Source organism: Acinetobacter piscicola (genome assembly GCF_015218165.1).
Lineage (GTDB): Bacteria > Pseudomonadota > Gammaproteobacteria > Pseudomonadales > Moraxellaceae > Acinetobacter > Acinetobacter piscicola_A.
In genome coordinates this window covers 853,488-876,894 of sequence record NZ_CP048659.1, presented here as the reverse complement: position 1 = coordinate 876,894, position 23,407 = coordinate 853,488, and the positions used below count along the sequence as shown (strand labels likewise).

The window sequence follows — 23,407 nt, the reverse complement described above, 5'->3', positions numbered from 1 at the left end:
TTTTACTTGTTTATATTCTGTGGTATCGCAATCAATGGGCTTAATTTGTCCCATAACTGAGGAAATTCAGTAAAGCCATTGTACTGCATAAAATGCCCAGCAGATGGTACTTCAACCAATTGCGCATGGATCGCTTGCCCTAAACGAATACTCAACTGTGCAGCAACATAAGGATCATTATTCGATAAAAATACAAAGCGTTTCTGAATTGCAGTATGAATGACAAATTCATCTATTTTGGCTTGTTGAATAAATTCATTTAATTCAGGCAATGCAGGTAATAATGCTTTAAAAGGTGCTATTAAAAAAATTGCCTTAATTTTCTTCGTTTTGAGTGCTTCTGATAAAAAATCTAAACTACTCAAACAACCTAAACTATGCGCAATCACAATACTATTTTCATCCAAAGGGGAAATTTGCATGTGTAAGCATTCTTTCCACACGGCGTAATTCGGTGCATCTGCATCTTCTAAATGAACAATCTCACACGTAGCCCCAACAGATTGGATTTTCTGTGCAAGCCAAGGAAACCAATGATTTTCTGGTGCTGCACGATAGCCGTGGACAACAAAAACAGTATTCATATTAGATAACGTGAATTCGGCTTAAGCAGATTTTAATTCAATAGGTTTTAAAATCTGCTGAATTCCTGAATTATATCCATTCACAAGTACCAACGCATATAAGGTTAAAGCTGAGAATATTGTCGTCAATAATCCTATTTTTGATCTATGGCGAGTGTGTTCAAGATCAAATTGACTTTTCATCAAATTAAATGGTGCTTCAATAATTCCACGTTTTTTTAATACAGCATGATCAAATGGATCTAAAACTTGTGGTTTCATATTTCTTTTTACACGTGTAATCAGTTGAACACCAACTTCTGCAAGGCGATCCTTCCAATTCTTACCAATATAGCCACGATCACCAAACAACTTACCTTTTAATTTTGAGTGTTCTATTAATTCTGGTAATACTTTACGGTCATCAACGTTACCTGTTGTTATACAATAAGAAACTAAGCGTCCAACATGATCGCAAATCAAATGAATTTTGAAACCATAAAACCAATCTACAGAGGTTTTCCCCCGACTTGCGCTGTCTACAAATACACGGTGTTGCTGAATACGTTTATTATGACACACAGCTAATTTGGTAGAATCAATAAAAGCAATTCCAGAGGATTGCACCTTTAAACTCTCAATAAGAGCGACAAAATACATCACATATTTTGCTTTTAATTCAATGAATCGGTTATAGCTAGGTAAGTTTGGAAAGTAAGAGCAAAGAAAAGGCTTAGCCCAATAAAGATAAAAAGCCTTGAAGTTTCTACTCCCTGTTAGATGAAACCACAATAATAAAGTGAGAACTTCAGAAGCACTGATTTTACTTTGGCGCAATCGCTTAGCTTGTCCTGAAGTAAGCCTATATTGTTCAACATTGTTGGTAATATCAGCACAAAAATCATCAATTAAACAAAAAAGTGTTGTAAGCTGTGTATCGATAGGCATTTGAGGTTATTCAGTTTTTTGTCGTGATTAAATTGTGACTCAAATGCCTATTCTTTATCAAATTTCTTATCCCGAATTCACGTTAGATAGTTCTTCTTATCAATTGTTTTAGCAAATATAGCATAATTTAAGTTTAAATTTTTTAAAATATTATCCACAAAAAAGAGCGCTTAAAGCGCTCTTTTCAGATTATCGGTTTGGATTATTTTTTAGGTTCATTATTACCAAATAATGGCCCCATACCACCACCGCCACCAAATTGTTTTTGTAAGCCACTTAATGAACGCATCATTTTTGCCATCCCTGATGGATTGGCAAATTTTTTCATCATTTTGGCCATTTGTGCATGTTGTTTGATCAGTTTATTCACTTCAACAACATCCATACCACAACCCGCTGCAATACGTTTTTTACGGCTTGGATTCATCAAATCTGGATTACGACGCTCTTTGATGGTCATCGACTGGATAATCGCTTCCATCTTTTTCACTTGCTTTTCAGGGTTCGTTTGTGCAATTGCATCTTGAATTCCTGAATTACTCATGCCAGGCAACTTATCCAAGAAGCCCATCATGCCACCCATCTTATTCATTTGTTCAAATTGCATCAGCATATCTTCAAAGTTGAAGCTGCCGCCTTTTTGCAATTTTTTCGCCATTTTTTCGGCTTTTTCTTTGTCGATTTTACGTTCAACTTCTTCGACAAGAGAAAGTACATCACCCATACCTAAGATACGTTGTGCAACACGCTCAGGATGGAATGGCTCTAAGGCATCAAGTTTTTCACCCATACCTAAAAATTTGATTGGCTTACCTGTGATTGCCCGGACTGAAAGTGCCGCACCACCACGCGCATCACCATCGGTCTTAGTCAGGATGACCCCTGTCAAAGGTAATGCATCGTTGAATGCCTTGGCTGTATTGGCTGCATCCTGCCCCGTCATCGCATCAACGACAAACAAAGTTTCAGTTGGATTGATCGATGCATGTAATGCTTTGATTTCGTCCATCATGTCATCATCGACATGTAAACGCCCCGCAGTATCGACAATCAAGACATCATTGAAATTGATCTTCGCTTGTCCAATCGCACGTTGTGCAATTTTGATTGGATCTTCGGATGCTTCAGACTCAATAAAGTCCACACCGACTTCAGCTGCAACAGTTTGCAACTGTTTAATTGCCGCAGGACGATAAACGTCAGCAGAGACCATTGCCACTTTTTTCTTTTGACGTTCTTTTAAGAAACGTGCAAGTTTTGCAGCAGTTGTAGTTTTACCCGCACCTTGCAAACCTGCAAGTAAAATCACCACAGGTGGTTTTGCAGCCAAATCTAAGGTTTCGTTGGCCTCACCCATCATTTTGGTGAGTTCGTCATAGACAATTTTAACGAAAGCTTGACCTGGTGAAAGCTGTGTCATCACTTCCTGACCCAATGCCTCTTCCTTAACTTTCGCGATAAACTCACGAGTTACAGGCAGAGCAACATCGGCCTCGAGCAGTGCCATACGCACTTCACGTAAAGTGTCTTTAATATTATCTTCGGTCAGTTGTCCTGAGCCAGTAACATTTCTGAGACTCTGCGTGAGTCGTTCTGTTAAGGTATCAAACATTGCGAAATCCGCTTAAAATAGTTGTTGCAAAAAAACTTTCTGAAAAATAGAACTTTTATGCATAAGATGCTATAGGATACTTGAGTTCATATCGAATTTATATCTTATAACATGAATATTTATCATCCCGAAAAAGGTTTGACATGATTAGCCTCCCCTTGGTGTATACCATTTTAGCATTAATTGCCTATACCACATCATTTTGGTATTTATTTATGCATCTAATGTCTAAACGTGCGCCAAACCATTGGTTTATTGGCGTTGTCTTAGGCTTAGGGCTATTGTTACATGCTGCTGTACTGTATAACAATATGATCACCCCGTCGGGGATCAATTATGATGTATTTAATTTAATGTCTTTTACATCAGGTTTAATGTTGTTACTGAGTGTATTGTTTAGTACCTATCGACCTGTCATTGCGCTAAATCTATTAGGCATCCCTGTAGCAGCTTTAGGTCTAATCTTAGGCTTTGCTTTTAGTGTCCCTCGCCAGTTTATTGAAATGCATTCTTTAGGTTTAGATACGCATATCATTTTATCTTTATCTGCTTATGCCGTGTTATTGATGGCAACCATCCAAGCTGTACTGATGTGGTTACAAAATAGGGAACTCAAGAAAAAACAAAAAAAACGTGTTTGGGTCAACTTATTACCCCCCTTGCAAGTCATGGAATCCTTGCTGTTCGATATGTTGATCACAGGTTTTGCTTTATTAACGGTCGCACTGGGTTTTGGTTTCTTTACCGTTGAAAACTTCTTTGCACAACATTTAGCACATAAAACGGCATTTAGTATTATTTCTTGGTTTGTCTATGGTGCATTATTGCTTGGGCATTATAAATTTGGTTGGCGTGGTCAAAAAGCGATTCGCTTTACCATTATTGGATTTTTCCTATTAGCCATTGGTTTTATTGGTTCTAAATTTATTTTGGAAATGATTTTGCATCGTTAAACTTTCATACAAAGAGGCAAAAGAGAAAACCGAATCTCTCACTTTTTTGATCCAATATTTGCGCTAAATATCAGAAATAAAAATAAAATATCACTTTTATGACTTGCGTAAATATACGATTGGATCTAATCTCTTAAAAAAACTATGTGTATATATTTCACCCAAAAGGATTTTAAAATGACAATACCAACACATCCACCATTAGAACAACTCAATGCGATGACACCTGAAAGATGTCAACAATGTGATCAAATCTTTTTATTTAAAGATGCAGATCTCAATGATGATGGCGTAGTCTCTACCATTGATGACGACAGCTATTGTACATTTTCATGCGTTACCGAGAAAAAATAGTACGAGATGAGAAAATGTTTTATTTATAGCCAATCTATAAATGAACGTGATGAATTCAATATCTATATAACTTGATCATGCGCCTCATAAAGTTATAAAGAGGAATCGCATTGCATTTTGATCATTAGGGTACTCGTCTAATTGAATATGCTTAAAATGAATAATTTGAGTTTCAAATGACCAAGGAAATTGGCTTTGTTGTACGATCTGTTGCAGCATGGCTAAATCTTCTCCTGCAAGCCCCGATAATTCGCGGCGTTCAGACCATTCTCCTTTGTACAGATCGTTCCTATGATAAAAAACCAAGCCTTCTTTTTGAATTTTTCTGGGCTAATTCATTCTGATTCATTTTAGAATATTCATAGCAATTTGCATCTTCATTAAAAACTCTTTTCAGCTGAGGCGATGTTAAAGGCTGATTTCCCCCTAAGTAAAATGTATCAGGTAAGTTTGAATCAAAGTGAATGATTAATTGCTTTAACTTAGGCTGCATCCGATCTTGATAATCTACCTGGGATAAATCTGAAAATTCTTGAATAATAAATTTGGGATATTTTCACTTGTCCAATGAAATTGAAGCGTATTAGCTTGAATTTCATAGTTTCCAGCTAGAGCAGTAGCATAAGCAATCACCGCAAATTGTCGATGAGGTAATATATAAAGTGCACCGCCTTGTAAAGCATATTCACCTTCAAGCTGTGGGTTTGCCCAAACCATAGGTGTGCTACATAACAAACTGATGAACAGCATTTTATTTTTTTTCATTTTAATTGTCCGATCCGTATAAATTTATATGTACGTTGAAATACTTAATCGTCTGTATGTTTATTCACAGCTTACATTGCTAGACAATCATCTCAAAAAACCGTATAACGCTCCTGTTTAGATTTCGCATTTAGGTAATTCATTGAAACTCGTTCTTGCACCCATGGAAGGCTTAACCGACCCTATTATGCGTGATGTACTGACATCTGTCGGCAGCTTCGACTGGTGTGTAACTGAGTTCATTCGTGTCACAGATTCGATATTACCCGATCATATTTACCACAGCTATTGTCCTGAATTAAATAATGACGGTAAAACAGCGGCAGGTACACCTGTCCATGTACAGTTTTTGGGAAATAATCCTGACATGCTTGCAGCCAATGCAGTGCGAGCTGTTGAACTAGGTGCGCCTGCGATTGACCTTAACTTTGGCTGTCCTGCAAAAACGGTAAATCGTCACCGAGGTGGTTCCGTACTCTTAGATGAACCTGAAGTGGTGCATGAGTTGGTTAAAGCTGTACGTGATGCTGTACCAACACATATTCCTGTCTCAGCAAAAATGCGTTTGGGTTATATGGATCGTAACTTCACTATGGAAAATGCGCATGCCATTGAAGACGCAGGCGCAGCATGGGTAACGGTACATGCGCGTACCAAAGCTGATGGCTATACCCCACCTGCTTTTTGGGATCTATTACATCCTATCCGTGAATCACTCAACATCAATGTCATTGCCAATGGTGAAATTTGGACCAATGCCAATGCAAAACAGTGTCAACTTGAATCAGGCTGTGAAGATTTAATGATTGGTCGTGGTGCAGTGACCACACCTGACTTAACCCAATGTATTCGCAAAAATACCGATGAAGCCTTGATTACATGGAACGAATTACTTGGTTTACAGATTCGGTTTTTAAATGGCAGCTATAAAAAAGAAATGAATATGGTTGGGCGTTATAAACAATGGCTCGGCATGATGTCAAAACATTATCCTGAAGCCAAAGCCTTGTGGGATGAAGTCAAGCGTTTGAAAAAAATTGATGAAGTGGTTGAAAAACTTAACCTTTCCAAAAATTGATGAGGTACATTCACACCCTTACTGTTTTAAACCTTTCACCTCTACAATGACCGTCGGCAAACTCCATGCACCCCCTGCAAAACCTTTGCACATGCCTGTCGTTGAGTCTAGGGTTTGTACATAACGCTGACCATTCCACGTCCATTCAGTCTGAGACCAACAATCACCTATACCACGACCTTTATGATTTTCAAAAAGTTGATTGTCTGACTCATCACTGATGGATGTACTGACCAATTGTTTGACTTGTGTCAGTTTTTTATTCATGACCCAAACGCCTGTACCAAAATTATATGCGCCTGACCAACAAGGATGATGTACGATGCTTAATTCCGAAGTAATTGGTGTAATGACCACGCGATCTGACTCAAAATAATCTGATTCACCAAATAAAGTCGGGCAATCATCTGTGTTGGTGGTCGGCTTCAACAAGCGAATAATTTTTAATGCTTGTTCGCTTTTTGGCAAAAGTTGAGTTTCTTTGCCTTGCATCACGTCTTGTGCCACCATAATCGGCTTAGCTTCAGCTTGCAGTACATGTTGATTTGTATTTTGCCCTTTTTTAATCAATGCAGAAGATGTTCCAAGCCTTTTTTGAAACTCATCCATTTTCAATAAAACAGCACTCATGCCTTGTCCTGACAATCTAAAATTTTGCTTGCCTGCTTCAAAGGTCACCGTTGCATCACGTTGTGCCGTGGCTAATAAGGCTTTAATTTGACTGGGATTGAGCGTACTCGATTCAGTGCTATTATTCACCCAACCATAAGATTTGCCATTTATTTTAAGCTCATATTGAGCATGTACATTTGGGTTATCTTCATTTTCACCAAACTGTACTTCAGCAACTACAGGCATATTTTCACCTGCTTTTCGAGTCAACAGTACACTGACAGGAGACTCAAAATCCTCATCAGACTGATACCCTGCTGCGCGGCATGTTCCTGTATTATCACAGCTTAATTCCCAATCTTTATGTTCAAAACTCATTCCTTGTATGGCAGCAAAACTTGTACCATTAAAGAATATAAACAAAATCCCTAAGCTTATTTTTTTAGGTAAATGCGGTGTCATATCAGCATCCTATTTTTTAAATTTGAGTTATATTTAAATCTTATCTTAAACACATCTATTGTTATCTTGTGGAACGATAGACTTGTTAAAATGCCCGACTGTGTACCGTTCCATTAAAATTTAAACAATCTTCGATCCGCACTTTTTGCACAACTGAAAGCTCATCCAAAGTAAACCAACGATACGCTGAATGCTCAGCACTGAGTTGAATTTCGGCACATCGATCTAACTGACATTTAAAAATAAAAGCATGGGAGTTCACGGCTGAATGAAAATACACACCTGATAAATACTCGATCTGTACCTTGCATCCAATTTCTTCGTGACATTCTCGTATTAAAGCCTCATGAATAGTTTCACCAACATCCAAACCACCCCCAGGTAAGCCCCATGCATGATCGGCATAGGTGGCTTTTAACAATAAAATTTGCTGCTGTGCATTACAAATGACGGCATGTGAACTCATTCGGTAAAAATCATGAAAACCCATGGCTTTATTTCCTTAACGCGCCAAATAACATTTTGAAAAAATCAAACGTAATGCATAGACAATTGCCATAATGAAAACGGCATAACCAATCTCTGGCACCACATAAGGAATACTAAGCACAATGATTGTCGTCAATGGATACAGCCATTTTTTCATGCCCTGTAAATGATGTACTTCGTGTAATAGCCATAAACTTGCGCTATACATAACCAAAGGAATCGCCACCAACCATCCCCCCCATTGTGCCGAAATTTCGGCTTGATGGGTACTAATATCTACAGCAGCCGCTAGACTTGCACCCAGCGCCGCAATACTAATAAAAATAAAGAAATGCCCATATCCCCAAGAAAATGCACGTTTACGGCTATTTAGACGATCCGCAATTTCATGATCAAAATATGCCCACCAGACTGTAAACATCATGATCAAACCGCCGATCATTAAGAAAATAAGCTCAGTACTGACATGTTGATGTGCCAATGCGTCACTGATCGCAGCATAACTTCCCACAATCGACTCGCCTAATACAATAATCGTCAGCAGCGAATAACGCTCTGCAATATGATGTGGATGCCACGGTGTCATATTGGCAGATTCTGCCCAAATCGGCACACATAATTCAGCGATGACCAAGATTGCAAAAAGATAAACACTAAAATGAATCGGGCTAAAGTGAAAAAATAACCATCCGATTTGTACAACAACAATCCCACATGCATAACGTAAAGCTGTAGTTTTTCGTGCAGGATCACTGATGGCAACCCGTAACCATTGACTCACTAAAGCAAAGCGCATAATGGCATAACCAATGATAATCACATCAAAGTCTTGCTGTTGAAATGCACTCGGAATACCTGCTGCCAACACCAAAGAACCAATGATTTGGACAAAAGTCATGACGCGATATAAGGCATCATCATTGTCATAGGCAGACGCAAACCAACTAAAGTTCATCCATGCCCACCACAAAGCAAAAAACACCATGCAATACAGTAATATTCCATGTGCAAGATGATTTTCAACAATGGCATGATGGAGTTGCTGCCCTGCTGTTGCAATGGCCACCACAAAAATCAGGTCAAATAATAATTCTAAAGAAGTGGCAACCCGATGTTTTTCATGTGGATCACGAGGAGACAATGGTTTTAACCATTCATACTTTGCAAAAAATGAATTTGACATAGATCAATTTTTCTAAATATTTTGCACTATTTTAGCGAGAAATATGCCACTTTTCTGTTCTATATTTTGCTTTTTTTATCGATATTTCTTCTTTTATCATGCCATCCGAAAGTTGACATATTCCATGTCAATCTGCTCATTTATCACTCTTGATCTATAACAGCATGATATTAAAACACTAAAGTTATACCACTAACTTCAATTTTGGTTTAACCTTCAAATCAATTGCTTTTTTCGTCAGTATATTAACGGGCATAGAGATATGTTGATGCAATAAAATCCATTGTTCATCTTTCTTTTGTAAACATAATGTTGTACGACACCACGGCATTTGTAATATTGAACTCAATTGTGGATTTTCCACTTTGGTATAACAATATAAAAATGCCAAATCACCTGAGACATGAATTTTAATATCACGTCTACGAATATCCATACTCGAGGTAAAATATGGACTAACTTTTTCTAATTCTGTTTTGTATTGCTCAAGCCCATTTAGCTGTGAACTCACATCAAATAAACTGATGTCATCGGCATAGTGCTGAGTCATTTTTTCTAAATCATTATTTTTTAGTGCATCGTCCCATTTTTGTATTTGTGTCAGAATGTTTTTTGCAGTAATAGGATCACCATCCACCTCATATTTCATATAATTATTCTCACTAAATATCAATAAGTGTGATTAATTTTACATTTTTAAAAGTAAACCACAATATTAGTTTGATTATTTTTTTAATTATTTTATGTAAAAACAGCAAATTAATTAAAGATATAATTTAAATAAACTTAATAAAAAATCAAATCAAATCAAATAAATTCCAACTAATTGCCATTTTATATAATGGCGTTGAAAAATAAATTGAGTTTTACCTTGCGAAAATGTTGGCACAATCACTTGAAAAGTATTTAAAGAAATATACTGTGCTTCAACTTTATTTGGATGGATTGTTATGACATGCTGCTTATCTTTTTCAGATAACCACTGATTTGAGACTTGCTGATTAAGTGGTTTGGTTTCTTGTATCATAACGGCGGTTACATGAGATATTTTGAGTTGAATCACTTCTTTGAGTGCCTTGCCCTTCATTAAAACCATAATGCTTTCGGGGGTTACAAGTGTCTGCACGACTTGCCTTGCAAGTTGATCACTCACACGCTCACTAAAACGCCCGAACCAAGTATGATTATTTTCCAAACCTAAACGACTGATTATTTTTTGTTGAATTTGTGGTTCTAAACTTGCTTGTACACGAGGATAATCAATGTATTGAGAAATCTTCGCGGCTTGATTATGTTGTATCGCTTGATTGATTTGGTACAACATCCAATAGGGTGAAGCAAACCAAAGAACAAGAGACAACATTACAGAAAAACTCAAAAAATAAGATACTTTTCTCATATGCTGTCTCTTGAATCATGATCTGATTTTTAATCAGAATATGATGGAATATTTATGCCTTTTTCACAAATTCAGATTTGAGTTTCATACTCCCCACACCCTCAATTTTACAGTCAATATCATGACCATCACTCGCATCGGGCAATAAACGAATATTTTTAACTTTAGTACCGACTTTAACCACAGCAGATGAACCTTTAATTTTTAAATCTTTGACAACCGTGACTGTATCGCCATCATTCAAAATATTGCCAAAGGCATCTTTAATCATATGCTGTTCATCTTGTACGGCCTGCTCTCCTTGTGTCCACTCATGTGAGCATTCAGGACAAATCAGTAGATCACCATCTTGATAAGTGTACTCAGAACTGCATTTTGGGCAATGGGGTAAAGACATAACAACCTCAAAATAAAGAAAAAATAATGTCCACTATAGCGTAAAAATCATATAAAACCTAAAATCCCGTATTAAATATATGGGTTATGTTGCATGTTTTTTAGCATGATCATAAACGTTGTTTTATTTGAATTTTCATCTTATTTTTGTCTTGTTGCACCGCTCAGGTCTATATTTCTTTAGTATATGCAAACTTAAAAATTCTACTCGTTCAATAAAAAAAGCATACCTTTTCGTATGCTTTTTATTGGATATGTCACTGAAATTTATTTTAATTCACCTAATTCTTCTTCAGTAAAGTCATCTTCATCAAATGCATCATCAAAGACATAAGTGGTGCATCCCCAACCATCATATTCACCGTTAAATTCTGTCGCAATTTTGTTGAACCATTCTTCAAGATCAACAATATCGGTATATTCAGGAAGTAAATTGACAAAAACAGTAATCACCCATTCATTGGGCTCAATTTCTTCATCAAGATACATTGAGACTTTTTGTTCTTCTAGTAATAAATGTAATGCACATTTTTCAGCAAGTGCTTGGGTTTTAAAATACATTGAAAATTCAATTTCATGTACTTCATCTAAATCATCACCATCTTCTTGCATTTGCCACAATAAATTGCCGTTATCATCATCAGGGAATTGTTCAAAATCGCGTGTCATTTTGGTGTCCTTGTTCTGTTTGCCATTTTTCTAGATTTAGATTAACTGAGTTTTATTGCAATTTGGCGATTAAAGTTTTACTGAATATGAAATGAGCAAATAAATTTAAAATTGATTTCCCACATTCAACTCCTGCCACGAACAGCCTTGACCCTTTAGATTAGATCCCTTTTTCAATTAATTTTTCTATATATTTTCGATCTTTAATACTGATTTGTGGTTGCATTTTGATATTTTGAATCGTGAATAATAAATCTTGGTTATTCTCTCGTTTTGCCTGCTCTAAATACTGATTTATCTTTTCTAAATCTTGAGCATCAGCGGGAGTAAAATCATAAATCATGACAATCGCACCCATCATCAGCAAAATATACAACATAAATCTTCGATTTTCCTTTGTAACTTCATAGGGTGACAAACCTTTAATGGTGATATAAATCAACCAAAAAATGATTCCACCCCATGATAAAACTAACAATACAATTAAAATTATTTGAGCAATTGCAGGCTGTATCATTTTATTATTTTCCAATGTTATAAAGAGTGAGATTTATAAAAAATAATGAAAATTCTAATGAATCTTAAAAAGGTACATCTCCCTGAATGATAACTTTTTCACCATTTAAAGGTTGTATAAACTCTAAATAACTTGCATGTAAAGCCATACGTTTTAAAGGGCTTTGCTTTGGATCAGGATGATAAATTTTATCGCCTGTAATCGGATGTCCAATATGCATCATATGCACTCTTAATTGATGTGAACGTCCTGTAATGGGTGTGAGTAAAACCCGTGTAATATCTTGCTGCTCATCATAATTTAAAGCTTGATACAGTGTTTGGGCTGATTTACCTAGCTCAAAATGCACCATTTGACGAGGACGATTTTCCCAATCTGTGATGAGTGGAACATCTACACTGCCCTCACCGTCTAATTTTCCCTGCACCAAAGCAATATAATTTTTCTTCACAGTACGCGCCTGAAACATTTTACTGATCGCGACTTCCGCATCTCTATGTTTCGCAAACATTAAAATTCCAGAGGTTGCCATATCTAAACGGTGGGTGATTTTAGCATTGGGAAATTGCTCTAAGACACGAAAATAAGCACTATCATGATGTTCAGGTAAACGCCCCGGAACGGACAATAATTCTGCAGGCTTATCAATGACGACCAAGTCTGCATCTTCATAGAGGATAGCAAGGGGGTCTTGGGGAGGCATATATACAAAGGTTTGATCTAAAGGCATGTCAAAAAAATCAAAAAAATTGTGAAGATTTTAAGTTTTACAGTACTAAATCGCCAGTAAAAATTAATATACTCATTCAGAGACTCAATTTTATACTCTGATTTATTTTACCTCACCTTAATTCATGATATTTCAGACTAAAAACTCCCGTATTATTGAGCAAATTTAAGCTATATTTCATTGCTATTATCATAAAAAGCAAAATTTTAAATTTAATTTTTACCTTATCCAACGCCTCAACCCTATTTTCAAACTGTCATTATGACTATGCTAGGAGTACATAAAATCATGCATGATTGATAAATCTTTGTACAATACAATGACTCAGTATTGGGATTCAAAGGGTTAAATAAATATGAAATTTCTACATTTAGGATGTATTTTATGCTTCGCAGGATGTACTACAGTAATAGAGCAAACACCTAAACAAACTAATCCTTCCACACAGCACGCCTTACAACAAAGCGTATATCAATACACTCAAGACCAAACCCAATATTTATCAGCTTTTCATGATTTAAATCAAGATGGTCAACCTGATGCTCTAGTATTACTACAAGGTTTAGACTGGTGCGGCTCTGGTGGATGTACCTTATTGATTTATCAAGGTTTACCTAATCAGAAATTTAAATTAATCAATAAAACCACGGTTATAAACCCACCTATTTATGTCAGTCAACAACAAAGTCATGGTTGGAAAAATTTAGTGGTGCAATCTCGCAATCAAGGTGCAGTGCAATTAGCTTATAATGGAATGGCTTATCCAAGTAATCCATCCCTACTTCCTCCCCTAACCACACAACAACAAGCTCAAAAGATGCAGCTTTTAATTGCAAGCAAATAATGCTGCATCGTCTCATTTATTATATCAAGACAGATTATACTGCCTTGATATACCTATTTTTGTTGCTGTGCTGCATACCAAGCATTAATATCCTGCTTTTCAATGGCTTTTGCCATCAATTCAGGAAATTGATCGGGGGTACACGCAAAAGTGGGAATGCCTAATGCCGCAAACTTTTGTGCATTTTCACGGTCATAATAAGGTGTGCCCTCATCTGACAGTGCCAATAAAGTAATAATTTGTACACCACTATTGAGCATCTCAGCCACTTGTTTAAAGAGCTGTTGCTCACTGCCCCCTTCACATAAATCTGTGACCAACACAAAAATTGTTTCTTCAGGGCGGGTGATTTTACTACGACAATATTTAATCGCTTTAGCAATGTCCGTACCACCACCGAGTTGCGTTCCAAATAACACATCTACAGGGTCTTCAAGCAATGGCGTTAAATCAACAATTTGCGTATCAAACACCACCATTTGTGTGGTCACAGCCCGAATACTTGCCATCATCGCAGCAAAAATACTCGAATACACCACCGAGGGTGCCATCGAACCGCTCTGATCCACACACAGTACAATATCTTTTAAGGAACTGCGCTGGCGTGGATGTCCATGCAGTTGTTCAGGAATAATAGTTTTGTATTCTTCTTGCCAATGTTTTAAGTTGGCTTGAATGGTGCGGTGCCAATTAATATCTTGAATACGTTTTGGACGGCGCGTATGGGCTGAACGGTTGACTGAACCTTGAATGGCTTGCTCTAAACTTTGTTTTAAACGTCGCTCAATTTCCTCAACTAATTTACGTACCACAATACGGGCAGTTTCTTTGGTTTGATCAGGCATCAAGTGATTTAAGCCAATCAAAGTCGAAACCAAATGAATATCAACTTCGATATTTTCTAATAATTCAGGCTCTAGCAACATTTGTTGCAAGTTCAAACGTTCAAGCGCATCTTTTTGAATGATTTGCACCACAGAACTTGGGAAATACTGACGAATATCGCCCAGCCATTTGGCAATACGTGGACTAGAACGCCCTAAACCACCACGTTGTTGCTGTTGCGTGTTATATAACACATCTAAACACTGGAACATATTTTCATCATCACTCGACCAATACTCAGGTGATGACTGCTCAGGACGTTGACCTAAAATTAAGCGCCAACGTCGTTCTTGTTCTTGGGTATTTTGATTAATTTGTGACATCAGAACCCTCTTTTAAATCAGCTTTTTCAGCGCCATCTACACATGCAAGTTGAGGATGAAGTAAATTTCTTAAATTCAATAAAGTGTTATAACCACGCTCAAGATTAAATTGATGAGGCAGTTGCGCAATATGTACTGTCACCCCTGATGCTGCTTTTTCTGCAATTTTCGCAGATTCACTTGGACTAAAATCACTGGTTGAACGACGTAAAATAGGCAGAATATTGATAAATTGTTCTTCGGGTAAATCGCCTAGCCATGCATTCACCAAGTTCCATAAATTATCTTCATGTAACAATAATAACGCTTGATCACTGATAAAGCCTTCGAACCAACCTGCACTATAATCAACGGTTTGCCCAACCGATAAAGCTTGTGATAAATAATGTTCTATTTCATCTAAATCAAGCAATTGCTGCTGTTTTGCTAACTTGGTAACAGAGCCATGCAAATAACCATTCATATAGGTTTGTTGCAATAATTTGAGTATTAAGTCTTGCCAATATTGATTGAGCGTTGCATTGTCTAAACGCTGTAACAACAAATAAAGGCTATTTAACTGCTGTGCAGTTTGTTTTGCCATATCATCATTAATGGACTGACAATACTGTGGTAATGACAACATTAAACGTATGCTGAGCTGTTGAATAATTTGAAATAATTCATGCTCAGAAAATTGACGGACGCTACCATAACGCAAAGCTGTGACCAAAGGTGTTAAAGTCGCAAGCAATACATCAGGATCTTGGTGCAAGGTTGATAAAGATTGTAAACGCTGTAAAGCCACAGGCAAACTACGGTCTAAACCTGCCAGCAATATTTGCTCAATATATTTAGCAACAGTTGATAGATCATCACTATGCTCAATTTTATCTTGAATATAACTTGCGGCTGCATCAGCAATGGTATAGCCCCAAAGTGACATTTCATTGAGGTATAAACTGCTTTCAGGTTGCCATGACAATTGCCAGTTTTCTTTATAATTTCCTCGACCTGATGAGTAATTTTGTAATTCTGCCCATGCCAAACCCAGCAAATTTACCCGATGAAAAAACTGACTTTTACTTAAATCAAAAGGCTGACGCAAGTCCAGTTCAACCCCACGATGTACCGCTTCAAGCTTTAAACGCAACGACTTACATTGTTTTAAAAAGTCTTGTTGTATTGGTAATTCTGAATAATCTTCAGGTAAATGCCCCAGTTTTTCTGCCAATAGCATCTGATTCATGATCGGCTCAGGCAAATCATAACCATGATGCAGCACACTGCGAATCGCTTCTGTTAAATCATCAAGATCAGGAATACGGCGCTCACGCAATTGTAATAAAGACTGAATTAGTTGCGTTGCATCAATAATTTGCGCACTTGAGGCATCATGTCCTGCCTCACGCAAAGCATTGGCAAACTGACTGAGCCAATCAATACTAATTTTTTCAGCATCGACTTTGCCTGCAAGAGCTTGCTGATAATGCTTCCATAAATGTGCATACCAACCCACCGCTTGAATACCTGCACCATAACCACTATCACGATGTAAACGTCCATGTGTCCATGCAATCCAAGCGGATTCAATCTTGGTTTTTGGCAAACCTTTTAACAGTTGATTATCATCTTTTAAGCTTGTTTTTAAATCCACTAAAACAGGTGCATGCCATGCACCACAAATCACCACGATACGTTCAAAGCCCTGCTTCTGTGCTTGGCGAATGATTTTTCGCATAGACGCTTCGCGGTATTGTTCTATCAACTGATCATCATCAAGTTCAGTATTCGGATTTAAACTGTTTAAATAATCGCGAATTTCAGCCATTGCTTCATTGATCGACTGAAACATATCACCCGCATGGGGTTGCTGTTCAACCAAGTGTTCCCAAAAACGTTCGCTGTCCTGATAACCTGCTTGATGGGCTAAAAGTGCGATGGGATCATGACGATATTGCAAAAATTTGCGTTCTTCATCTGAGATTTCAAACGCATCTTCTTCATCTTCATCAATGCTTTCATTGTTAGCAGCTGATTCATCAGAAGCAGCATCAGCAAGCGTTTCATCAACATGCTCATCTTCAGATTTTTCTTCTTCTGAATCTGTCTGTTGTTCAGCTTCAAGCGCTTGTCGTACCTCTTCAGCCTGTTTTTCCAGTGCAAAACGATGCTGACAGGCTAAATCCATAAATTCAGTATGGATTTGATGTTTTAAAGCAAATTGTAATGCTTGCCATTCGGGTGAAAATTCTGCAAAAGGATAAAATATCGCACGTGGTCGTTCATCTTTTTGTACAGGCGTGTTGATGAGTAATGCAATCGGTGGCTCAATTTCAGCATGGCTGAGCTGTGCAATACGATCATTCGCATCAGGTGGTCCTTCAATGAGAATACAGTCAGGTTGCAACTGCTCTAGTGCATTTAAAACACTTCGAGCAGAGCCAGGACCATGATGACGTACCCCTAAAATATAATGCATGGGCAAATCCTTTGACTGTAATTATTCTAAATCTCGGCAAGCTTGGTAAATCTCATTCCAACCTTCACGTTGTTTAATGACGGTTTCGACATATTCTTTCCAAGGCACCACATCTTGCACAGGGTCTTTGACAATCGCACCTTGTAAACCTGCAACTAAATCATGGGCATTTAAACTGCCATCACCAAAATGCCCTGACATTGCCCAACTATGGCTCATCACTGAAATCGCTTCGGCTGTGGATAATGTCCCTGTAGTGCTTTTCAGTTTTTGCTTACCATCTACTGTTTTACCTTCACGTAATTCACGGAAAATGGTCACAAGGGTTTTAATGTGTTGATCGAGTGGTTGAATTTCAGGTAAAGATAAGCTACGACCAAGCGAGGCAACACGTTGTTGCACAATTTCAATTTCTTCAGCAATAGTGGCAGGTGGTGGTAAAATCACGGTATTAAAACGACGTTTAAGTGCCGATGAAAGTTCATTGACGCCTTTATCACGGTTGTTGGCAGTCGCAATCACACTAAAACCTTGTACCGCTTGATATTCAATGCCTAACTCAGGTACAGGTAGATTTTTTTCAGATAACAATGTAATCAAAGTATCCTGTACATCAGCAGGAATACGGGTCAACTCTTCAATACGAGCAATTTTTCCTGTACGCATCGCACGTAACATTGGGCTTTGTACCAAGGCGTCTTCTGTAGGACCTTTGGCAAGTAACTGTGCATAGTTCCAGCTATAACGTAAAGTATCTTCACTGGTGCCTGCTGTCCCTTGAATGAGCAAAGTACTGTTACCACTAATGGCTGCAGCTAAATGCTCAGAGACCCAAGATTTTGCTGTTCCTGGTACACCAAGTAACAATAAAGCACGGTCAGTGGCTAAAGTTGCAACCGCAATTTCCATCAAACGACGATTACCAATATATTTTGCTGAAATTTCAGTCCCATCAGGTAGCGTCGTCCCCATTAAATAATCGACGACAGCATTTGGTGATAACTCCCATTGTGCAGGACGTTGTTTTTTATCGTGTTCTTTTAAGGCTGTGAGTTCATGGGCATATTGTTGTTCTGCTTTGGCGCGTAAAACTTGACTCATGTCAGTATCCTTTTTTATCTAAAATGAAAGTGAGGTTTATTGTTTATTGAGGATCGCCACTTTTTGTTTGGCAATGCTATTTAAAATATCAAAACGACTAGAATCTAAATCTTTTAATGGGCTAATTTCAGTTGGATAGCCATAGACCACAAGCCATTCATACAATGGATGCAATAAATAGGCATATTCCTGCTCTTCCTGTAGATAGATTTCCGCCAATAAACGCTCAGTCAGTTCTTTGGATAAAACACCTATCTCTGACGCAGGCAATGGTAAGCGTTTCCAAACATCCAATAAAAAATCAGGTTCATGACGTTTACGGGCTTGGCGTAAATGCTGCACCATCAAATGATCACGTTTTTCGATGCTCAGTAGCGGATACAGATATTGCATATTGGAAGCAAAACGGATGCTTTCGAGTTCTTCTTGATCATTTTCATAGAGCCACGTTGCTAAATCGGCACGTTGCTCATGAAAACAACGAAAACAAAATGCATCTAAAATGTGATTTCGCTGATTTTTATATTTCAGCTTCAGTAAACTCTCCCAGGTTGGGAAAATCTGTTGCCAATAGGACAAAGGCATCGCTTTTAAAATAAAATATAAATAGTCTTCAGCTTTACTCGATTGTGAGAATTTTATTAAATTTTCTTCAATATCCAGCTCTTTAATGACCTTACGTTCATTGCCATTTGCAGTGTAATCAATGATATTGAGTTGTTGTAATTGTTCATCCAATTCAATGCTCATTCGCACGATCATACAGCGATTTTTAGCATCAAATTCAATGACATTTTCCAGTAATTGCAGCATTTTTTGCGTATAAGTATGTTCAGAATCATGCAAAAACAAATAGTGTAAACCTTGCCCTAAAGCTTGTTCAGGTTTCTTTTGATGCAATGCAGTTAAATATGCAACATGCGGGGCAAAAAATGAAAATGGCGTATTTTCAATCCAGTCTTTACGCTGTTCTTTATCAATACGTTTCCATAAGGCTTCAAAATTTTGATGAATAAAATCGGCATGTTCAAGTGCAAGGTTTTGAAGTAAACGCTCAGCAGGACCTTTACTTAAACTGGCAAATTTTGCATCTTCTTCATCAATGGGTTGTTGCAAAATCAATGTCTGATGTAAAATTTTAGCCACTTTTAAACGATTATCCTGACGCAAATCCTGCAATTTATAGCTTCGTTCAGGCAATGTTGCCGCTAATAGCACATCATTATTGGCAACATTCAGTACATCTAAAACCAAATGTGGCGCAATCGCCTGTTTCTGCAAACGAATGAGATGCAAGAGATAATTCATCCAAACAGGCTTATCATACTGAAAATTATATTGATTAAGTTGAACAATACTTTTAATTAGGCTATTCATACCCCGTTTACTAGGTGTAAATGGCGTTTCATCGTCAGCTAAGCGAGCAAGTTGTTGCGCTGAACAAGGATAAGCTTGTTGTGCAGACACTTGAAAAAGTGTCCATTGCAGATTTAAATCCAATACATCCTGTTCATCACTGACAAACTCAGAAATGGGCGCAGGTACATGAATCGGTTGTTGATAATGCTGCCCAAGGGTGAGTTTAAGTTCAAGTTGCTTGGTAAATTGTTCTAAAGGTGAGCTTATAGACATTGGTAATGCGCTCCTTGCCAAAGACTAATCAGTTGCAGTTCTAAACCATTCCACTCTAAACCTGCATAAAAAGGTTGATTACTCACCATCATCCATAACGAAGTAAATTGATCAGTACTGAGTGAAATCGGCATCATATGATGTGTCGAATCAATCAAATAATAACGCTCATCTTTTTGACTTAAACGCACAGGATTCATCCACCAAAAACTGGTCAGATGCATCGGATTATGACTGAGCTTTTCTGCATGTTTGGCTAAAGCATCTTCAAAACACACAAAACCTTGCGGCGGTTTATTTTCAATTTTAATGGCATCAATATCGTTGAGTGTGACTTGCTCTGCAAGTTTCAAACGTTGTTGTTCTACCCCAGGATAACGCTGTGCTTTGAGTTTAAAATGATGCTGACTTGGTAGGGTTAAGCCATAACGTGTATGCGGTGCAATATCAAAATCTAAAATTAAATAATCTGTACATGTTTTCTCGTCCCATAACCATTGACGACGAAAATTCCCTTTGGACTGTTGTAATGCTTGTGTACGAGAAGCAAGCACACTTAACTGTAGCTCTTCTGTACTTTGGCTTGACCAAAAATCACTAGCAAGGTTAATGCCCATCAACTGACGTAATTCTTGCTGTAAATCTAGAGAAAGTTGTGCTCTTTTTTGCCATAGTTCAGCAATCAGATATAAACGCGCAAGCCAAAAAGCACTGTGCTGTTGCCAATTTGGCTGATATAGCGCACTTGAAAATTCATCAATCCAAATATTGATTCCCGCAGCCTGACCATCTACCAAACGACTGGTAATTTCATGAAAAAATTGTCGTCCATTTTGTGAACGCACTTCACCTAAGCCTAAATTGACTACATCTTTCAGCCACAGTTGCAAAGCATCAATGGCTTGGTCAATTTTTTTATCACGTGATTCTTGACGCTTAGCACGTGCTGCTTCATCAACAGGTTTATTGGCTTTTTCGGCTTTTTTCTCGGTACTTTGCGTGAGTTTGTCACGCCATTTTGTGACCCGTTCAGGAAATTGTGTTTCATCTTCCTGAATTTGAAACTCGGCGGGATGTTCTTGATACACCATCAGTAAAGCAAGCGCATGTTTACAAGGACGTTTAAAACTTGGGCAACTACATTCACATTTTAGTTGGGGTAAAAAAATAGCACTTTGATAAATCGCACTCCCTTTGATTTCTGCCCAAACCCATTGATCTGTAGAAGCACCTTTATTATTCCAGTCATTGACTTTAGCCAATTTTTTAGCCGCTTTCTCTGAATTTGCATCAGGAATAATTTGTTGTATTTGGTCTGGCTGAATCGTCAGCAACATAAAAAGTCCTTATGTTATTTTTTCATTTTAAATTTCATTTGCTCAATCAATGTATATTTTTCATTTTAATAATTCAACGGAAAAAATCAGCTAAACGACAAAATTTGTCGTTAATGTTTAAGTCAAAATATCGGTGAAATTTTAGAAAAATTAGAATGCTCATACAACTTTTGTGGTTTTGGATTTAAGTTTATTGTTATTTGATTGTTTAAATTTTTTAGGGTATTGGGAAAACATCGTATGGTTTACTTCAACTATTAAAACTTGGTAAGTTCTAATCCTATTGCCTATAAACTTTTGGTCTATAGCGTCCTAAGCCGAATCGAGATCTTTTGGATTTGTACTACACTCACGTTATACGCAACTGGTAGCAGGCTACTCTTTTCGATCCCATCACACCCTTGAGATTTATAGTAGCCCAATGGCTACGGGATTAATTTCCTAAGATCAGGCAATTTTGCATAAATTTGAAAATATTTTTCACGATTTTCTGAATATTAATAATTTTTCCCATTCAAGCAAAATTTGTGCATTTTTTTACGTTATTTATGGTTAAAAATGAGATATTTTTCTTTGCTTAAACCTCATTTTGTATTTATACGGGAAAAGACTGGATTTTAAATAGTGTGTTAATGTGAGATTCAAATAACCACTGAATGCGCTGTGAGCGCTGCATTCAAAATATAATGCCGAGTGATACTTTAAAATCTGCGAAAAGCTCAATTTAAAAAAGTATAAATCACCATGAATCATGCAGAGGGTGAAAATATAGATATTGTGTTTTCAAGCGAAGATCTGACTGATCTAGAGAGGGACTTTTTTGATTATATATTGTTATGCTAAAAATTTTTTAGGGTATTTGGGAAAACGTTGTATGGTTTACTTCAACTATTAAAACTTGGTAAGTTCTAATCCTATTGCCTATAAACTTTTGGTCTATAGCGTCCTAAGCCGAATCGAGATCTTTTGGATTTGTACTACACTCACGTTGTACGCAACTGGTAGCAGGCTACTCTTTTCGATCCCATCACACCCTTGAGATTTATAGTAGCCAAATGACTACGGGATTAATTTCCTAAGATCAGGCAATTTTGCATAAATTTAAAAATATTTTTCATAAAAACTCGATTAATTCCAATTTTTTTCCTTTTAATCGAAAATTACTCATTTTTTACAGCGTAAAATCTCAATTCAGCAGAATTTTTATCTCTCTTCTACAGTTCTCTTTCTTCAAAATTTATAGATGAAGCGCCAATTTAGACTGGCTGTCCTTATAAAATTGCTCTAGCTGTTGTAATTCAGCATTTAAAAAACACAGTAGATACTGCCTTGCCGTAGCAAAGTCTAATTTTTTGAAAAAAATATAATCTTTGGTTTTACGGGTAATCAGTCCAAATACATCTTTTTGTGGCACGATAATGGCAACATCACTTTCAATTTTAAACTCTAAATCATCTAATTTTGAAAACGCGTTTAAAGTGAATCGAAGGCTTTGTTGGCTTTGCAAATCTGTAATCGTAAAACTCGCATTTTCACTATTAAATTGTAGTTGCCTTACCAAAAGTTGCCGCCAAGCAATACTGTCAAATTTGATCAAAGCCTGAATGGCTGTGAATTTTTCTAAAAACTCATCGCCACCTTCTTGTAAATTTTTCGGTGTATGTACCACTAAGTCGAATGTTTTCATTGTTATTTTCCTATTAAACAAGTGGATTTTAACAACTTATCTTATATTATCGTTTTTATTTCCGATAAAAGAACATTTTAAAAATCGATCATTTTCAGCATGATTTCTTCAGTTTTGGCAGCATTTTGGACATGCTTGTATTTTTTCTTTAGGCCAATTCATGCGTGCACGTTTATGTGCTAATTCTACATCAGCAAAATAACCAATTAAAATTTGATGATAATTTTTTGGCAAATCTTCACATCCTTGCGTTGCATTATGTAACTGATAGACGCCATTACTGAGTGGATTTTCATCTATGATAAATTTAAGCATGTCCATTCCATCACCTCTGAACTATGATTTTATTTTCAATAATCCCATAAAAAAATTATGGATATATATTTATCTAAAAATTATGATTTTTT

24 protein-coding genes are annotated in these 23,407 nt (G+C 37.0%); 4 read left to right on the top strand and 20 right to left on the bottom strand.

The features are described from left to right. Window positions 1-2 precede the first annotated feature (2 nt). The 3 genes from G0028_RS04220 to ffh all read right to left on the bottom strand — a co-directional run bounded on the left by G0028_RS04220 (window position 3) and on the right by ffh (window position 3,123). The gene (locus G0028_RS04220) at window positions 3-584 is read right to left on the bottom strand and encodes an RBBP9/YdeN family alpha/beta hydrolase (RefSeq protein WP_180045926.1); all 582 of its coding nucleotides are present in this window, start codon (window positions 582-584) and stop codon (window positions 3-5) included. A gap of 21 nt (window positions 585-605) precedes the next feature. Then, window positions 606-1,511, bottom strand: a complete 906-nt coding sequence (locus G0028_RS04215; protein ID WP_194088734.1) for an IS982 family transposase — start codon at window positions 1,509-1,511, stop codon at window positions 606-608. Window positions 1,512-1,713: 202 nt separating this feature from the next. After that, on the bottom strand, window positions 1,714-3,123 hold the full coding sequence (gene ffh, locus G0028_RS04210; RefSeq protein WP_180046050.1) for a signal recognition particle protein: 1,410 nt from the start codon (window positions 3,121-3,123) through the stop codon (window positions 1,714-1,716). Between the two features lie 143 nt (window positions 3,124-3,266). Between ffh and G0028_RS04205 the strand changes: the two genes are divergently transcribed. Both G0028_RS04205 and G0028_RS04200 read left to right on the top strand, forming a co-directional pair. Next, window positions 3,267-4,076 carry an inner membrane protein YpjD gene (locus tag G0028_RS04205; RefSeq protein WP_130073979.1) on the top strand — a complete coding sequence of 270 codons (810 nt, stop codon included), beginning with the start codon at window positions 3,267-3,269 and terminating at the stop codon, window positions 4,074-4,076. 177 nt (window positions 4,077-4,253) lie between these two features. After that, complete coding sequence (locus G0028_RS04200; RefSeq protein WP_174493203.1) at window positions 4,254-4,430, top strand: hypothetical protein; 177 nt, start codon at window positions 4,254-4,256, stop codon at window positions 4,428-4,430. 507 nt (window positions 4,431-4,937) lie between these two features. Here G0028_RS04200 and G0028_RS04195 read toward each other — a convergent pair. Further along, a complete protein-coding gene (locus G0028_RS04195; RefSeq protein ID WP_180046052.1) occupies window positions 4,938-5,195 on the bottom strand; it encodes a hypothetical protein in 258 nt (85 codons plus the stop codon). Window positions 5,196-5,337: 142 nt separating this feature from the next. On the opposite strand from G0028_RS04195, the gene G0028_RS04190 reads away from it, so the two are divergent. Further along, on the top strand, window positions 5,338-6,273 hold the full coding sequence (locus G0028_RS04190; protein ID WP_180046054.1) for a tRNA dihydrouridine synthase: 936 nt from the start codon (window positions 5,338-5,340) through the stop codon (window positions 6,271-6,273). Window positions 6,274-6,291: 18 nt separating this feature from the next. Here G0028_RS04190 and G0028_RS04185 read toward each other — a convergent pair whose 3' ends face one another. The 9 genes from G0028_RS04185 to G0028_RS04145 form a co-directional block, all read right to left on the bottom strand. Further along, the gene (locus tag G0028_RS04185) at window positions 6,292-7,347 is read right to left on the bottom strand and encodes a DUF1176 domain-containing protein (protein ID WP_180046056.1); all 1,056 of its coding nucleotides are present in this window, start codon (window positions 7,345-7,347) and stop codon (window positions 6,292-6,294) included. 85 nt (window positions 7,348-7,432) lie between these two features. Beyond that, window positions 7,433-7,837 carry an NUDIX hydrolase gene (locus G0028_RS04180; RefSeq protein ID WP_130073982.1) on the bottom strand — a complete coding sequence of 135 codons (405 nt, stop codon included), beginning with the start codon at window positions 7,835-7,837 and terminating at the stop codon, window positions 7,433-7,435. A 12-nt stretch (window positions 7,838-7,849) separates the two neighbouring features. Then, window positions 7,850-9,019: a low temperature requirement protein A gene (locus G0028_RS04175; RefSeq protein ID WP_180046058.1), complete on the bottom strand. Its 1,170-nt coding sequence runs from the start codon at window positions 9,017-9,019 to the stop codon at window positions 7,850-7,852. 184 nt (window positions 9,020-9,203) lie between these two features. Continuing rightward, window positions 9,204-9,668 (bottom strand): YybH family protein, encoded by a 465-nt coding sequence (locus G0028_RS04170; RefSeq protein WP_180046061.1) that lies wholly within the window; start codon window positions 9,666-9,668, stop codon window positions 9,204-9,206. Between the two features lie 153 nt (window positions 9,669-9,821). Beyond that, entirely contained in the window at window positions 9,822-10,418 is a 597-nt protein-coding gene (locus G0028_RS04165) for a DUF2939 domain-containing protein (RefSeq protein WP_194088748.1), read from the bottom strand. A gap of 52 nt (window positions 10,419-10,470) precedes the next feature. Continuing rightward, window positions 10,471-10,815 carry a zinc ribbon domain-containing protein YjdM gene (locus tag G0028_RS04160; RefSeq protein WP_180046065.1) on the bottom strand — a complete coding sequence of 115 codons (345 nt, stop codon included), beginning with the start codon at window positions 10,813-10,815 and terminating at the stop codon, window positions 10,471-10,473. Window positions 10,816-11,081: 266 nt separating this feature from the next. Continuing rightward, window positions 11,082-11,483, bottom strand: coding sequence for a ribonuclease E inhibitor RraB (locus tag G0028_RS04155; protein ID WP_174493210.1), 402 nt, complete (start codon window positions 11,481-11,483; stop codon window positions 11,082-11,084). A 160-nt stretch (window positions 11,484-11,643) separates the two neighbouring features. Continuing rightward, window positions 11,644-12,000: a hypothetical protein gene (locus G0028_RS04150; protein WP_174493211.1), complete on the bottom strand. Its 357-nt coding sequence runs from the start codon at window positions 11,998-12,000 to the stop codon at window positions 11,644-11,646. A gap of 64 nt (window positions 12,001-12,064) precedes the next feature. After that, on the bottom strand, window positions 12,065-12,730 hold the full coding sequence (locus G0028_RS04145) for an RluA family pseudouridine synthase (protein ID WP_174493212.1): 666 nt from the start codon (window positions 12,728-12,730) through the stop codon (window positions 12,065-12,067). A gap of 355 nt (window positions 12,731-13,085) precedes the next feature. Between G0028_RS04145 and G0028_RS04140 the strand changes: the two genes are divergently transcribed. Then, on the top strand, window positions 13,086-13,574 hold the full coding sequence (locus G0028_RS04140; RefSeq protein ID WP_180046067.1) for a hypothetical protein: 489 nt from the start codon (window positions 13,086-13,088) through the stop codon (window positions 13,572-13,574). 53 nt (window positions 13,575-13,627) lie between these two features. On the opposite strand, the gene G0028_RS04135 is transcribed toward G0028_RS04140, so the two are convergent. The 7 genes from G0028_RS04135 to G0028_RS04105 all read right to left on the bottom strand — a co-directional run bounded on the left by G0028_RS04135 (window position 13,628) and on the right by G0028_RS04105 (window position 23,315). Beyond that, a complete protein-coding gene (locus G0028_RS04135; protein ID WP_180046069.1) occupies window positions 13,628-14,782 on the bottom strand; it encodes a VWA domain-containing protein in 1,155 nt (384 codons plus the stop codon). Further along, window positions 14,769-17,243 carry a DUF5682 family protein gene (locus G0028_RS04130; RefSeq protein WP_180046071.1) on the bottom strand — a complete coding sequence of 825 codons (2,475 nt, stop codon included), beginning with the start codon at window positions 17,241-17,243 and terminating at the stop codon, window positions 14,769-14,771. Before G0028_RS04130 ends, G0028_RS04135 begins: the two co-directional genes overlap by 14 nt. Before the next feature lie 21 nt (window positions 17,244-17,264). Then, window positions 17,265-18,344, bottom strand: coding sequence for an ATP-binding protein (locus tag G0028_RS04125; RefSeq protein WP_130073995.1), 1,080 nt, complete (start codon window positions 18,342-18,344; stop codon window positions 17,265-17,267). A gap of 36 nt (window positions 18,345-18,380) precedes the next feature. After that, entirely contained in the window at window positions 18,381-19,976 is a 1,596-nt protein-coding gene (locus G0028_RS04120) for a hypothetical protein (RefSeq protein ID WP_180046073.1), read from the bottom strand. Continuing rightward, window positions 19,967-21,313, bottom strand: coding sequence for an SWIM zinc finger family protein (locus tag G0028_RS04115; protein WP_130073997.1), 1,347 nt, complete (start codon window positions 21,311-21,313; stop codon window positions 19,967-19,969). The genes G0028_RS04120 and G0028_RS04115 overlap by 10 nt, the downstream gene beginning before the upstream one ends. Window positions 21,314-22,550: 1,237 nt before the next feature. Beyond that, entirely contained in the window at window positions 22,551-23,000 is a 450-nt protein-coding gene (locus tag G0028_RS04110) for a hypothetical protein (protein WP_130073998.1), read from the bottom strand. A gap of 108 nt (window positions 23,001-23,108) precedes the next feature. After that, a complete protein-coding gene (locus G0028_RS04105; protein ID WP_130073999.1) occupies window positions 23,109-23,315 on the bottom strand; it encodes a hypothetical protein in 207 nt (68 codons plus the stop codon). Between the last annotated feature and the right edge of the window lie 92 nt (window positions 23,316-23,407).